A 12,980-nucleotide genomic window follows, 5' to 3' on the forward strand; every position below is an offset into this window, starting at 1 on the left:
ATGTACCAATACACCGACTTCGACCGCCAGTTCGTGCAACAGCGCGCCGCGCAGTTCCGCGACCAGCTCGAGCGCTGGCAGGCCGGCAAGCTCGCCGACGATGAATTCCGCCCGCTGCGCCTGCAAAACGGCTGGTACGTGCAGCGCTACGCCCCCATGCTGCGCGTGGCCGTGCCGTACGGCGAGCTGTCTGCGCACCAGCTGCGCACGCTGGCCCGCATTGCGCGCGAATTTGACGAGCCCGAAGCCGAGGTCTTCCGCACGGCCATGCAGACGCAGGGCCAGCTCGGCACCACGCACCTGCCTACGCACTGCGCGCACTTCACGACGCGCCAGAACGTGCAGTTCAACTGGATTCCACTGGACAAAAGCGCCGACGTGATGGACCTGCTGGCCAGCGCCCACATGCACGGCATACAGACCAGCGGCAACTGCATCCGCAACATCACCAGCGACGAACGCGCCGGCATTGCGGTGGACGAGATTGCCGACCCGCGGCCGTTCGGCGAAATCATGCGCCAGTGGAGCACGCTGCACCCCGAGTTTGCGTTCCTGCCGCGCAAGTTCAAGATCGCGATCAGCGGCGCTGCCGAAGACCGCGCGGCCATCGGCTGGCACGACGTGGGCCTGCAACTCGTGCGCAACCCGGCCGGTGAGCTGGGCTTCAAGGTGCTGGTGGGCGGCGGCATGGGCCGCACGCCGGTGATCGGCAGCGTGATCCGAGAGTTCCTGCCCTGGAACCAGATCATGAATTACCTGGAAGCCATCGTGCGCGTGTACAACCGCTATGGCCGCCGCGACAACCTCTACAAGGCCCGCATCAAGATCCTCGTGAAAGCCGAAGGCCAGCGCTACTTTGACGACGTGGAGGCCGAGTACCGCCAGATCGTCGAGCACGATGGCGCGATGCACACCATCACGCAGGCCGAATTCGACCGCGTGGCCGCCTGTTTTGTGGACCCGCCGCTCACGCGCCATGTGGGCGCGCCGCTGGCCGCGCTGCCCACCGACCCGGCCTTTGTGCGCTGGCTCGAACGCAACGTGGCCCCGCACAAGAACCCCGCGCTGCGCGCCGTGACGCTGTCGTTCAAGCGCCCGGGCGCCTCACCCGGCGATGCCTCGGCCGAGGTGCTCGAAGCCGCGGCCGACCTGGCCGACCGCTTCAGCGCCGGTGAGGCCCGCGTAACCCACACGCAAAACCTGCTGCTGCCCTGGGTGCACGTGAACGACCTGGTCGAGGTGTGGCAAGAGGCCCGCCGACTGGGCCTGGCCCAGCCCACGGCGCACCTGCTGACCGACATGATCGCCTGCCCCGGCGGCGACTTCTGCGCGCTGGCCAACGCCCGCTCGCTGCCGATTGCGCAGGCCATCCTGGAGCGCTACCAGGACCTCGACGAGCTGCACGACCTGGGCGAGATCGACCTGCACATCAGCGGCTGCATCAACTCCTGTGGCCACCACCACAGCGGGCACATCGGCATCCTCGGCGTCGACAAGGACGGCAAGGAGTGGTACCAGGTCACGCTGGGCGGGGCCGACGGCTCGGACCGCAGCGGCCCGGCCGTGGCCGGCAAGGTGGTGGGCCCTTCGTTCTCGGCGGCCGAAGTGCCGGGCGTGATCGAGGCTGTGCTCGACACCTACCGCACGCTACGCCAGCCGCAGGGCGTGCGCGCAGAGTCCTTCCTTGAAACGCTGCGCCGTGTCGGCGCCGAGCCCTTCAAGACCGCGGCCAATGCCGCCCGCCTGCCCGTGGCCGCCACCGAGGCCGACACCGCCACCGCCTGAGACCTCCCCATGAAGATTCTTGCCGCCCAGGACCACCAGCCCATCGCCGAGGGCGATGCCCGCGCCGTGGCGCTGCCCAACGACGCCGACCCGCTGGCGCTCGACCTTGCCGGGGTGCAGCGCATCGACCTGCACTTTCCGAAGTTCACCGACGGCCGCGCCTACAGCCAGGCCTACCTGCTGCGCCGCCGCCGCGGTTTTGCGGGCGAACTGCGCGCCACGGGCGACGTGCTGATCGACCAGCTCGTGCAAATGGCCCGCACCGGCTTTGACGTGGCCGTGCTGCGCGCGGGCGTGGACGCCGCCGACGCGCAGCGCCAGTTCGACCGCTTTGCGGGCTTCTACCAGGGCGACGCCGTCACGCACCAACCCCTGTTCACCCGCCGCGCCGCATGAGCACCACCAGCCCCCTGCAGGCCGCGCGCTCTGCGCCGCCCAAGGCCACCGCCCTGCACGCCAAACCCAGCGCCGACTACGCGGCCAAGCGCGAGCGCACGATCGCCCTGCTGCGCGAGGCCGCTGCCCACGGCGCTCCGGGCAGCGTCACGCAGGCCTCCAGCCTGGGCGCGGAGGATGTGGTCATCACCCACCTCATCAACACGCTGGGCCTGCACATTCCGGTGTTTGTGCTTGAGACCGGCGCGCTGCACACCGAGACGCTCGCGCTGCTGGAACGCACGCAGGCCCATTCGCAGGCCCCGGTCACGGTGTACCGGCCCGACACCCACGCCGTGGTGCACTTCATCCGCAGCCACGGGCAGGACGCGATGTACCGCAGCATCGAACTGCGCAAGGCCTGCTGCCAGGTGCGCAAGATGGAGCCGCTGGCCCGCGCGCTGGCGGGCAAGAGTGGCTGGATCACCGGCCTGCGCCGCGAACAGTCGAACGCCCGCGCCGACGTACCGGCCATCGACACCTCGGAGGTCGCCACCAAGGGCCTGACCAAATTCAACCCGCTGGCCGACTGGACCTGGGGCGACGTCTGGCACTGCATCGCCACCGAAGGGGTGGACTACAACCCGCTGCACGACCAGTTCTTCCCCAGCATCGGCTGCGCGCCCTGCACGCGCGCCATCAGCCTGGGCGAGGAATTCCGCGCCGGGCGCTGGTGGTGGGAGGATGAGGCCGCCAAAGAGTGCGGCCTGCACGTCAAGGCCCCCGCCCCCACCACCGACGCCCCGCACACCGCCGAGAAAGGACTGCCGGCATGAACGCCCGCACACACGAGCCGACGCTGGCCCCGCCCGCGCACCACCTGAACAATTCGCACCTCGACGCGCTGGAAGAAGAAACCATCTTCATCCTGCGCGAAGTGGCCGCTGCGTTCGAGCGCCCGGCCCTGCTGTTTTCGGGCGGCAAGGATTCGCTGGTCATGCTCAAGTGCGCCGAAAAGGCTTTTGGCGCGGGCCGCATTCCGTACCCGCTGCTCATGATCGACACGGGCCACAACTTCCCTGAAGTGACCGACTTCCGCGACTTCCGCGCCAAGGAACTCGGGGCCGAGCTGATCGTGCGCAGCGTCGAAGACTCGATGGCCCGCGGCACGGTGCGCCTGGCCCATCCGGGCGAAAGCCGCAACGTGCACCAGTCGGTCACCCTGCTCGAAGCCATTGAAGAATTCCGCTTCGACGCGCTGATTGGCGGCGCGCGCCGCGACGAAGAAAAGGCCCGCGCCAAAGAGCGCATCTTCAGCCACCGCGACAGCTTCGGCCAATGGCAGCCCAAGGCGCAGCGGCCCGAGCTGTGGACGCTGTTCAACACCCGCCTGGCCCCGGGCGAACACTTCCGCGTGTTCCCCATCAGCAACTGGACCGAGCTGGACGTGTGGCAGTACATCGACCGCGAGCAGATCGGCCTGCCCAGCATCTACTACACGCACAAGCGCCAGGTGGTGGACCGCAAGGGCCTGCTGATGCCGGTGACCGAACTGACCCCGCCGCGCGAGGGCGAAGTGGTGCAGACGCGCGACGTGCGCTTTCGCACCGTGGGCGACATCACCTGCACCGCCCCGGTGGAGAGCACCGCCGCCACGCCGGCCGAGATCGTGATCGAAACCCTGGCCGCCGAGGTGAGCGAGCGCGGTGCCACGCGCATGGACGACAAGACCTCCGACGCCTCGATGGAAAAGCGCAAGAAGGACGGGTACTTCTGATGACGAATGCTACTGATTTGATAGCTGCTCGTGCTTATGAAACAAGCACGAGCAGCCAAAATGACCTGCACAACGACCACGCCTCGGCGCTGCGCTTCATCACCTGCGGCAGCGTGGACGATGGCAAGAGCACGCTGATCGGCCGCCTGCTGGTGGACAGCCGCGCCGTGCTGCAAGACCACCTGGCCGGCGTGCAGCGCGGCGGCGAGGTGGACCTGGCCCTGTTGACCGACGGTCTCTCGGCCGAGCGCGAACAGGGCATCACCATCGACGTGGCCTACCGCTACTTCGCCACCGAGACGCGCAAGTTCATCATCGGCGACGCGCCGGGCCACGAGCAGTACACACGCAACATGGTCACGGCCGCCAGCAGCGCCGACGCGGCCGTGGTGCTGGTCGATGCCACCAAGCTCGACTGGCGCAACCCGCAGCTCGCGCTGCTGCCGCAAACGCGCCGCCACAGCCTGCTCGTGCACCTGCTGCGCGTGCATTCGCTGGTGTTCGCCGTGAACAAGCTCGACGCCGTGGAAGACCCGGCGCTCGCCTGGCTGCACATCCAGGCCGCGCTGGCGGCGTTTGCCCAGGCCGCGGGCATTGCGGTGCGCGCCACCGTGCCCGTCTCGGCCCTCAAGGGCTGGAACGTGGTGGACGCGCAGCCCGGCTGGTGCGGCTACCAGGGCCCGAGCCTGCTGCAGATCCTGGAGCTGCTGCCCAACACGCCGGCCGACACGCAGTTGCCACTGGCGTTCCCGGTGCAATGGGTCGAGAAGTTCTCGTCCTCGTCCGACACCTCGCAGGGCCGCCGCGTGTTCTGGGGCCGCGTGGCCACGGGCACAGCCGCGGTTGGCGCCGAGGTGCAGGTCTTCCCCAGCGGCCAGCGCGCCCGCGTGGCCCAAGTGCTCGACCACGTGCGCCGCCCGCACAGCGTGGCCGCAGGCCTGAGCGCAGGCATCGTGCTCGACCGCGAGGTGGACGTCTCGCGCGGCGACTGGATCGTGGCTGCCCCGGTGGCCACAAGCGCGGCAGCGGCCGACGACGACTTCGACACACCCGCGCCCCAGCCTGCCTGGCCCGGCCAGCGCGAACTGCGCGCCACCGTGGCCTGGATGGACGACGAGCCCCTGGTGGCCGGCCGCGTGTACTGGGCGCTGCACGGGCACCGCTGGGTCAAGGCCAAGGTGCGCCAGGTAGTGCACCGCCTGAACATCCACACGCTGGCCGAGGAAGACGCCACGCAGCTCGAACCCAACGCCATCGGCCACGTCGACCTGCTGCTACAGGAGCCCGTGCCGGGCGCGGCCTTTGCTGCTGCCCGCGTGCTCGGCTCGATGATCCTGGTGGACACTGCCACGCACAAAACGGCGGGTGCCGTGCTGCTGCGCTGACACCGCCTGCGCCTTGCGCGGCCATGCGCCGCGCAAGGCCTTCGGCCCGCGATACCCCTGCCGGCCAATCCCCCACCGCTCTGGTGGCCCCGCAACCCAAGGGTGAAAGCTCCTAAAATCGAGGGTTTTCACCGACCACCCCACCGCCCCCATGACCCACGTCGTCTCCGAGAACTGCATCAAGTGCAAGTACACCGATTGTGTGGACGTCTGCCCCGTGGACTGCTTCCGCGAAGGCCCGAACATGCTGGTGATCGATCCGGACGAATGCATCGACTGCGCCGTCTGCATCCCTGAATGCCCGGCCAACGCCATCTTTGCCGAAGAAGATCTGCCGGCCGACCAGTTGGCCTTCATCAAGCTCAACGCCGAACTGGCGCGCGCCAACGGCTGGAAGAGCATCACCAAGCGCAAGGCTGCGCTGCCCGACGCCGACGAATGGAACGGCAAGCCGGGCAAGATCAACGACCTGGTGCGCTGAACCCGCGCGCCCAGCCCACCCCGCATGCGCGCTGAGCCCTCCGCCCCGCTGACGCCTGCGGCACTGCCGGCGCAGGCCGAGGTGCTGGTCATCGGCGCCGGGCCGGTGGGGCTGTTCACCGTATTCCAGCTCGGCCTGCAGGGCCTGCGTGCGCACCTGGTGGACGCACTGCCCCACACCGGCGGCCAGTGCGCCGAGCTGTACGGTGACAAGCCCATCTACGACGTTCCCGGCGTGCCTGTGTGCACGGGGCGCGAACTGGTCGCGCTGCTGGAGCGCCAGATCGCCCCAATGGCCCCGGTGCGCCACCTGGGCCGCCGCGTGGAGGCCTTGAGCCCTCCCGAAACCGAGGGCGGTGCGTGGCAGGCCCGGCTCGACGATGGCACTGTGCTCGCCGCGCGCGCCGTGGTCATCGCCGCGGGCGTGGGCGCCTTCGTGCCCCGCGCCCTCAAGATCGAGGGCATCGACACCCTGCCGCCGGACGTGCTGCACTACCACGACGCACCCGTGCCACCGGACACGGCCGTGGTGGTGCATGGCGGAGACGACCCAGCCGTGCTGCGGGCACTGGCCCTGACGGCCGACCCGGACCACCCGCCCGTGGTGTTGCTGCACCGCCGCGATGTGTTCCAAGCACCGCCCGAGGCGCTGGCAGCGCTGTCGGCTGCGCGCGCTGCCGGTCGCATCCAGGTACAGGTGGGCCAGCCCTTGCGCATCGCCGCGCAAGGGGGTGCTGCGGTGCTCACGGTGCTCGATGCCGAAGGTCAGGAGCAGGCGCTGCCGCTCGGCCGGCTTGAGGTGCGCCTGGGCCTGTCACCGCGCCTGGGCCCGATTGCCGACTGGGGCATCGCCCTGGAGCGCAAGCAGCTCGTGGTGGACACCGCCCGTTTTGCGACCAGCGCCCCCGGCGTGTACGCGGTGGGCGACATCAACACCTATCCGGGCAAGCGCAAGCTGATCCTGTGCGGTTTTCACGAGGCGACCCTGGCCGCCTTCGCCGTAGCCGAGCGGCTGTCGGGCGCGCCTGTAGCGCTGCAGTACACCACCACCAGCCCGCGCCTGCACCAGCGCCTGGGTGTGGCCCCGGTGGTGGCAGCCGACTGAGCGCGCCAAGCTGCCGCGGCCGAAGCGGCTAGAATCGCGCCCGCACCCCACACCAGGTGCAACCGCTAGGGGTGTCCTGCGCTGGCAACGGCAAGGGGCTGAGAACACACCCTTTGAACCTGAGCGCCTGCGCCGTATGGGTGGCAGGCCCGAGATCATCCTCGCGCAGGGAAGCCGGTTTGCCGATGCCCGGGCCGCCGATGCGCAGCCCCGTATGCGGCAGACCCCGCTCTGCTCAACCACGGAGCATCCAACCATGACTTCTTCGACCCCGGCGCCCGCCAACGAGGCGCTTGTTCCCGTCACGCCCGATCAGCGCGTGTTTGGCTGGCACGACCACGCCTCGCTCTGGTTCAGCCTGGGCGTGGGCCTGCTGGTGATGCAGGTCGGCTCTTTTCTCATGCCAGCCCTCGGCACGCGCGAGGCCGTGGTGGCCATCGTGGCGGGCTCCATCCTCGGGGCAGGGCTGCTGGGCTGGGTAGCCAAGATCGGCTGTGACAGCGGGCTGGCCAGTTCCGGACTCATGCATGCGGTGTATGGACGTACCTTTGCGGGGCTACCGATTGCACTGAACATCGTCCAGCTGGTCGGCTGGGGCACGTTTGAGCTGGTGGTGATGCGCGACGCCACCGTGGCCATCGGCCAGCAGGCAGGCGCCTTGCAGGGCGCGCACTGGCCCTACCTTGCAACCCTCATCTGGGGCGCCGTGGTGATGCTGCTCATCAGTGGCTCGATGGTGCGGCTGGTGCGCAAGGTGATCGCCCGTGTGGCACTGCCGCTGGTGGTGCTGTCGCTGCTGTGGCTGACCTGGCAATTTCTGGGCATGGCCCAGGCCCAGGGCCTGCAGGCGCTGTGGAACCGTCCAGGTACGGGGGGCATGGGCGTACTGCCCGCCCTGGATCTGGTGATTGCCATGCCGATCTCATGGCTGCCGCTGGTGGCCGACTATGCGCGCCATGGCCGCCATGGCGGCTCTGCACTGCGCGGCACCTGGCTGGGCTACGCGCTGGCCAACATGTGGTGCTACAGCCTCGGGGTGCTGGTGGCCCTCACGCTGCCCAGCAAAGACCTGGTGCAAGCCCTGCTGCTTGCGCAAGGTGGGCTGATCGCGCTGTCGCTGATCCTGATCGACGAGGTGGACAACGCCTACGGTGACACCTATTCGGGCGCCGTCTCGGTGCACAGCCTGGTGCCGTCCTGGAGCATCCGCCGCTGGGGCCTGGTGCTGGCGGCGGTCAGCACCGTACTGGCCATGGTGCTGCCCATGCACAGCATTGAGCCCTTCCTGCTGCTGCTGAGCTCGGTATTCGTGCCGATGTTCGGCGTGATCATCGGCCGCCTCGGAGGCGGCACCGACGCGCAGACCTTGCTGCGCTGGGCACCGCGCGTGAACCTGGTGCCGGTGCTGATCTGGCTGAGTGGCGTGGCCGTGTACCACCTTGCGCCCAGCCTGCTGCCCGGTGCGGGCTCGGCGCTGCCCGCGCTGGCCTTCACGCTGCTGCTGTCCTGGGCCACCCGGCCGCGCGTGGCGGCCTGAGCGCGCCTTCACTCGGCGGACAGCACCTGTCCGTCGTGCTCCACGTAGGGGCGGTAGGGGCCGGTGCCGCTGTGCGGCGCTTCGGTGGCCGGCATGAACCGGCCCTGCAGGGCGTCGAACACGTGCACCTGGCCCTGCTCGATCACGAAATGCCAGCCATGCAGTTGCAGGCGCTGGGCTTCGACTTCGCGCCGCACCATCGGGTAGTCGAGCAGGCGTTCGAGCTGCAGCACCACGCAGCGCTGTTCGGTGCGCAGCAAGGCTTCGGGGCTGCTCTGGACGGGCAGCAGGGCTTCTTCGGCCAGGCGCAGCCAGGCATTGAGGTTCACGGCCTCGGCCGGCGCGCCCTCGTAGGCCGCGCGGATCGCGCCGCAATGGCTGTGCCCGCAGACCACGATGTGCTCGACCTTCAGGCTCAGCACGGCAAATTCAATGGCGGCCGTGGTGCCATGCAGGCCGTGAGAGCCGTCGTAGGGCGGCACAAAAGCCCCCACGTTGCGCACAATGAACAGATCGCCAGGGCCTGCTCCCGTGAGCTGGTGCGGCACGATGCGCGAATCCGAGCAGCCGATGAACAAAGTTTTCGGGTGCTGGCCGTGCGCGACCAGATCCTGAAAGCGCTGCTGGTGGCGCGGGAAGTAGTCCGAATGGAACTGCCGCAGGCGCAACAGCAGTTCGTCGCCTTCGGCAGCCGGGTTCATTGCACCAGGGGCGTATCGGCCCCCTCCAGCGCCAGCCCTTCGATATCGGCCTGACCAACCAGCAGCTGCAGATACTGCCGCAGCGCCGTAGCCCGCGACTGCAGGGCCAGCGTGCCGGCAATGCAGGCTTGGACTTGCTCGAAAGATGCCAGCGTGCCGGGCTCGTAGGCCTGCACGTCGACGATGTGCAGCCCGTAGCGCGAATGCACCAGGCGGGGCTGCACGCCTATAGAGGGACCACCTTCACGCTGGAAGAACAGGAACTGTGCGAGCTCGGGAGCGCAATCCATCGGTCCGACCCAACCCAGCGCCCCACCCTGGGCGGCGCTGGGGCAGTTCGACCAGTCGCGGGCGGTCTGTGCAAACGCCTCGGGGGCTGCATCGGGTCCGCAAAGAGACAGCAGCATGGCTTCTGCGCGCTGGGCCAGCGCCTGTACCGGCACGCCCGGCGTGACCGCAAACAGAATGTGCCGCAGTTGTGCCCGCTGACCATGCCGAAAGCGCAGCTGGTGGGCGGCATAGTAGCGCTCGCACGCTTCGGTTGTGGGCAGTGGCGTCTGCACGGCGGCGTCCAGAAGCGCTTCTATCTGATGACGCATAGCAGCGTCCGGTTCGGGCGCCTCGTCACCCGGCGTATCGACAATACGGCCCAGTTGCACCGCTTGCTGCCGGAGCAGCTCTGTCCAGGCGCGCTCCTGCAGTGTCGGGCCGTCGCCATCGGTGTGCGCCGGGAGCCACCGCCCGTTGATGCGGACAGAGGACGGTTCACGGGTCACGAGCTGGCCCGGATCCGCATGGGCGTCACAGCGGCCACCGCAGCAGCTGCCCGAAGAGGTGTCAGGAATCGAGGGTTGCGAAGCATTCAGCATGGTGGACCTCTCACATCAGCGGGTAGAACGCGAACCGTGGGGCAAGCCGATCCGGCGACTGCGCACGACCTGGTAGGGACGCAACACGTAGGCCAAGGTGCCGAATCCGCTCCACACGTGTACGAGCCGGGAAAATGGAAACAGCAGGAAGATCGTCATGCCCAGCACGAGGTGCACCTTGTAAGGCCAGTCGAGCGGAATGAGGCCATTGGCATCGGGGCGAAAGGTCACGATGCGCTGCGCCCATTCCGACAAGGCCAGCATCACGGTGCCGTCGCTGTGGCCGAGCGAGAACGGCAGCGTCACCAGACCTAACACCAGTTGACACCACAGCACCACCAGGATGAGCAAGTCGGTGCGATGACTGGTCAGGCGGATACGCGGGTCGAAGATGCGCCGGTGCAGCAGCAGCGTGAGGCCCACGAAGCACACGGCCCCGGCAACGCCCCCGGCCACCACCGCCACGAGCTGCTTGTGTGCCGGGGTGATGAAGGGCTCGTACACCCAATGAGGCGTGAGCAGGCCCACGCTGTGCCCGAAGAACAGGAACAGGATGCCCAGGTGGAACAGGTTGCTGCCCCAACGCAGTTGCCCCTTGCGCAGCAACTGCGAGGAATCGCTTTTCCAGGTGTACTGGTCGCGGTCAAAGCGCGCGAGGCTGCCCATGAGGAACACCGAAAGGCAGATGTAGGGATAGACGTTGAAGAAGAAGTTGTGCAGCAGGTTCATGGCTGTGCTCCCAGGGAGGTGTTCTTGACGATGCGGATGGGTCGCGGCTGGCCCGGACGGGCCTGCCCTTCGGTCGAGCAGCCGCCAAAGACTTCGGGCTCGGCCCAGCTCTCGTCCATGGGCGGCTCGTCGGCCACAGGGACGGGCTCGGCCTTTTCGCCGGCGAGCTCAAGCACGGCGGCCAGCACGCTGGCGTACGGGCTCTGGCGCTTGAGCAGCGCACTGAAGATCACGCACACGATGTGGGACAGCTCGGCCAGGAAATCGCGTGCCTCGGCCGCAGGCTGCGTGGACGCGAACTCGAGCAGCACGGGCAGGTGGTCGGGCATCTCGCCCGGTGCCAGGTACAGGCCAGCCTGCTCAAAGGTCTGCAGCAGGTCGATCATGGCCGGGCCGCGCTCGCGCGAATCGCCATGCACATGCTCAAACAGGTGCAGCGCCGTGCTACGGCCCCGGTCGAACAGTTCGACGTAGTCTGTCTCGACCTTGAGCGCGGGTGCGGTGCCCAGGCGCAGCAGCAGGGCCTGCAGCTCAGCGGTGCGCGCCGGGCCCAGGGCACCTTCCACCTGCAGCGCGCGGGACATCTCGCCGTGGTGGGCACGCAGCGCGGCGTCGGGGTAGGCCAGCATGCGGGCCAGCACCCGCAGACTCAGGCGCATGGTGGGGGGTGTCGTGGCAAACATGCTCAACCCTCCACGCGGATCGGGATGGTCCGCTTCTTTTCGCTGCCGAACAGGCTGGTCTCGGTCACCCCTTCGGAGCAGCCGTTGCCGAAGCTGAACCCACAGCCGCCACGCACGTTGAACGCGTTCTCGGCGTACTCGCGATGCGTGCTCGGGATCACGAAGCGGTCTTCGTAGTTGGCAATGGCCATCGTGCGGTACATCTCCTCGACCTGGGCTGGCGAGAGCTGCACCTGGTCGAGCACGGCGGTGTTGACCACGCCATCGACATGCTTGCCGCGCTGGTAGGCGCGCATGGCCAGCATGCGCTCCAGCGCGCGCACCACCGGCAGCGTGTCGCCCGCCGTGAGCAGGTTGGCCAGGTACTTGACCGGAATACGCAGCTGGCTCACGTCCGGAATCTCGCCGTTGGTGCCCAGGTGACCGGCTTGGGCAGCCGAAGTGATGGGCGACAGCGGCGGCACGTACCAGACCATGGGCAGCGTGCGGTATTCGGGGTGCAGGGGCAGCGCCACCTTCCAGTCCACCGCCATCTTGTAAACCGGGCTGTTGCGCGCGGCCTCCAGCCAGGCCTCGGGAATGCCGTCCGCACGCGCCTGCTCGATGACGCGCGGGTCGTGCGGATCGAGGAAGATGTCGAGCTGGGCCTGGTACAGGTCGGTCTCGCGGTCGGCGCTGGCGGCCTCGGCGATGCGGTCCTGGTCATACAGCAGCACGCCCAGGTAGCGAATGCGGCCCACACAGGTTTCGGAGCACACGGTGGGCTGTCCGGCCTCGATGCGCGGATAGCAGAAGATGCACTTCTCGGCCTTGCCGCTCTTCCAGTTGTAGTAGATCTTCTTGTAAGGGCAGCCCGAGACGCACATGCGCCAACCGCGGCACTTGTCCTGGTCGATCAGCACGATGCCGTCTTCCTCGCGCTTGTAGATCGAGCCCGAGGGGCACGAGGCCACGCAGGCCGGGTTCAGGCAGTGCTCGCACAGGCGCGGCAGGTACATCATGAAGGTGTTCTCGAACTCCCCCACCATGGCCTTCTGCGCAGCCTCGAAGCCATCGAAGTTCGGGTCTTTGCTGCGCTTGGCAAATTCGCCGCCCAGGATTTCCTCCCAGTTCGGACCCCACTCAATCTTCTCCATGCGCTGGCCCGTGATCAGCGAGCGCGGCCGCGCCGTGGGCGCATGCTGCATCTCAGGGGCCGACTGCAGGTGGTCGTAGTCGAAGGTGAAAGGCTCGTAGTAATCGTCGATCTGCGGCAGGTGCGGGTTGGCAAAGATCTTCATCAGCAGCGACCATTTGCCGCCCTGGCGCGGCACGATCGAACCGTCGGGCTTGCGCACCCACCCGCCCTTCCATTTGTCCTGGTTCTCCCACTCCTTGGGGTAGCCGATGCCCGGCTTGGATTCGACGTTGTTGAACCAGGCGTATTCCACGCCGGGGCGGCTGGTCCAGACGTTCTTGCAGGTGACCGAGCAGGTGTGGCAGCCGATGCACTTGTCCAGGTTCAGGACCATGCCAATCTGAGCACGTACTTTCATTGATGACTCCTTGGGACTT

The 12,980-nt window shown here is 68.0% G+C and carries 13 protein-coding genes; 8 read left to right on the forward strand and 5 right to left on the reverse strand.

Annotated elements, in window-relative coordinates:
- The 8 genes from ABD866_RS06195 to ABD866_RS06230 all read left to right on the forward strand — a co-directional run bounded on the left by ABD866_RS06195 (position 1) and on the right by ABD866_RS06230 (position 8,444).
- A complete protein-coding gene (locus tag ABD866_RS06195; protein ID WP_345062221.1) occupies positions 1-1,785 on the forward strand; it encodes a nitrite/sulfite reductase in 1,785 nt (594 codons plus the stop codon).
- 9 nt (positions 1,786-1,794) lie between these two features.
- Positions 1,795-2,181 carry a DUF934 domain-containing protein gene (locus ABD866_RS06200; RefSeq protein ID WP_345062224.1) on the forward strand — a complete coding sequence of 129 codons (387 nt, stop codon included), beginning with the start codon at positions 1,795-1,797 and terminating at the stop codon, positions 2,179-2,181.
- Positions 2,178-2,996 (forward strand): phosphoadenylyl-sulfate reductase, encoded by an 819-nt coding sequence (locus tag ABD866_RS06205; RefSeq protein WP_345062226.1) that lies wholly within the window; start codon positions 2,178-2,180, stop codon positions 2,994-2,996. The genes ABD866_RS06200 and ABD866_RS06205 overlap by 4 nt, the downstream gene beginning before the upstream one ends.
- Positions 2,993-3,937, forward strand: coding sequence for a sulfate adenylyltransferase subunit CysD (gene cysD / locus ABD866_RS06210; RefSeq protein ID WP_345062228.1), 945 nt, complete (start codon positions 2,993-2,995; stop codon positions 3,935-3,937). Before ABD866_RS06205 ends, cysD begins: the two co-directional genes overlap by 4 nt.
- On the forward strand, positions 3,937-5,322 hold the full coding sequence (locus tag ABD866_RS06215; protein WP_345062231.1) for a sulfate adenylyltransferase subunit 1: 1,386 nt from the start codon (positions 3,937-3,939) through the stop codon (positions 5,320-5,322). Before cysD ends, ABD866_RS06215 begins: the two co-directional genes overlap by 1 nt.
- Before the next feature lie 151 nt (positions 5,323-5,473).
- The gene (gene fdxA, locus ABD866_RS06220) at positions 5,474-5,803 is read left to right on the forward strand and encodes a ferredoxin FdxA (protein ID WP_345062233.1); all 330 of its coding nucleotides are present in this window, start codon (positions 5,474-5,476) and stop codon (positions 5,801-5,803) included.
- A 24-nt stretch (positions 5,804-5,827) separates the two neighbouring features.
- Complete coding sequence (locus tag ABD866_RS06225) at positions 5,828-6,907, forward strand: NAD(P)/FAD-dependent oxidoreductase (RefSeq protein ID WP_345062235.1); 1,080 nt, start codon at positions 5,828-5,830, stop codon at positions 6,905-6,907.
- Between the two features lie 256 nt (positions 6,908-7,163).
- The gene (locus tag ABD866_RS06230) at positions 7,164-8,444 is read left to right on the forward strand and encodes a purine-cytosine permease family protein (protein ID WP_345062238.1); all 1,281 of its coding nucleotides are present in this window, start codon (positions 7,164-7,166) and stop codon (positions 8,442-8,444) included.
- A gap of 8 nt (positions 8,445-8,452) precedes the next feature.
- Here the strand turns inward: ABD866_RS06230 and ABD866_RS06235 are convergent, their stop codons facing one another.
- The 5 genes from ABD866_RS06235 to narH are packed head-to-tail and all read right to left on the reverse strand — an operon-like array spanning position 8,453 to position 12,961.
- A complete protein-coding gene (locus tag ABD866_RS06235) occupies positions 8,453-9,145 on the reverse strand; it encodes a carbonic anhydrase (protein WP_345062240.1) in 693 nt (230 codons plus the stop codon).
- Entirely contained in the window at positions 9,142-10,014 is an 873-nt protein-coding gene (locus ABD866_RS06240; RefSeq protein ID WP_345062242.1) for a peptidylprolyl isomerase, read from the reverse strand. Before ABD866_RS06240 ends, ABD866_RS06235 begins: the two co-directional genes overlap by 4 nt.
- A 15-nt stretch (positions 10,015-10,029) precedes the next feature.
- The gene (gene narI / locus ABD866_RS06245) at positions 10,030-10,743 is read right to left on the reverse strand and encodes a respiratory nitrate reductase subunit gamma (RefSeq protein ID WP_345062244.1); all 714 of its coding nucleotides are present in this window, start codon (positions 10,741-10,743) and stop codon (positions 10,030-10,032) included.
- Positions 10,740-11,426: a nitrate reductase molybdenum cofactor assembly chaperone gene (gene narJ / locus ABD866_RS06250; RefSeq protein ID WP_345062246.1), complete on the reverse strand. Its 687-nt coding sequence runs from the start codon at positions 11,424-11,426 to the stop codon at positions 10,740-10,742. Before narJ ends, narI begins: the two co-directional genes overlap by 4 nt.
- A gap of 2 nt (positions 11,427-11,428) precedes the next feature.
- On the reverse strand, positions 11,429-12,961 hold the full coding sequence (gene narH / locus ABD866_RS06255) for a nitrate reductase subunit beta (protein ID WP_345062248.1): 1,533 nt from the start codon (positions 12,959-12,961) through the stop codon (positions 11,429-11,431).
- Positions 12,962-12,980 lie beyond the last annotated feature (19 nt).

The organism is Acidovorax lacteus, from assembly GCF_039540375.1.
Lineage (GTDB): Bacteria > Pseudomonadota > Gammaproteobacteria > Burkholderiales > Burkholderiaceae_C > Acidovorax_G > Acidovorax_G lacteus.

What these genes read in the sequence shown, in the direction of transcription:
- ABD866_RS06195 (WP_345062221.1), top strand. Translation starts at nt 1, where the DNA reads ATGTACCAATACACCGACTTCGACCGCCAGTTCGTGCAACAGCGCGCC.
- ABD866_RS06200 (WP_345062224.1), top strand. Translation starts at nt 1,795, where the DNA reads ATGAAGATTCTTGCCGCCCAGGACCACCAGCCCATCGCCGAGGGCGAT.
- ABD866_RS06205 (WP_345062226.1), top strand. Translation starts at nt 2,178, where the DNA reads ATGAGCACCACCAGCCCCCTGCAGGCCGCGCGCTCTGCGCCGCCCAAG.
- cysD (WP_345062228.1), top strand. Translation starts at nt 2,993, where the DNA reads ATGAACGCCCGCACACACGAGCCGACGCTGGCCCCGCCCGCGCACCAC.
- ABD866_RS06215 (WP_345062231.1), top strand. Translation starts at nt 3,937, where the DNA reads ATGACGAATGCTACTGATTTGATAGCTGCTCGTGCTTATGAAACAAGC.
- fdxA (WP_345062233.1), top strand. Translation starts at nt 5,474, where the DNA reads ATGACCCACGTCGTCTCCGAGAACTGCATCAAGTGCAAGTACACCGAT.
- ABD866_RS06225 (WP_345062235.1), top strand. Translation starts at nt 5,828, where the DNA reads ATGCGCGCTGAGCCCTCCGCCCCGCTGACGCCTGCGGCACTGCCGGCG.
- ABD866_RS06230 (WP_345062238.1), top strand. Translation starts at nt 7,164, where the DNA reads ATGACTTCTTCGACCCCGGCGCCCGCCAACGAGGCGCTTGTTCCCGTC.
- ABD866_RS06235 (WP_345062240.1), bottom strand. Translation starts at nt 9,145, where the DNA reads ATGAACCCGGCTGCCGAAGGCGACGAACTGCTGTTGCGCCTGCGGCAG.
- ABD866_RS06240 (WP_345062242.1), bottom strand. Translation starts at nt 10,014, where the DNA reads ATGCTGAATGCTTCGCAACCCTCGATTCCTGACACCTCTTCGGGCAGC.
- narI (WP_345062244.1), bottom strand. Translation starts at nt 10,743, where the DNA reads ATGAACCTGCTGCACAACTTCTTCTTCAACGTCTATCCCTACATCTGC.
- narJ (WP_345062246.1), bottom strand. Translation starts at nt 11,426, where the DNA reads ATGTTTGCCACGACACCCCCCACCATGCGCCTGAGTCTGCGGGTGCTG.
- narH (WP_345062248.1), bottom strand. Translation starts at nt 12,961, where the DNA reads ATGAAAGTACGTGCTCAGATTGGCATGGTCCTGAACCTGGACAAGTGC.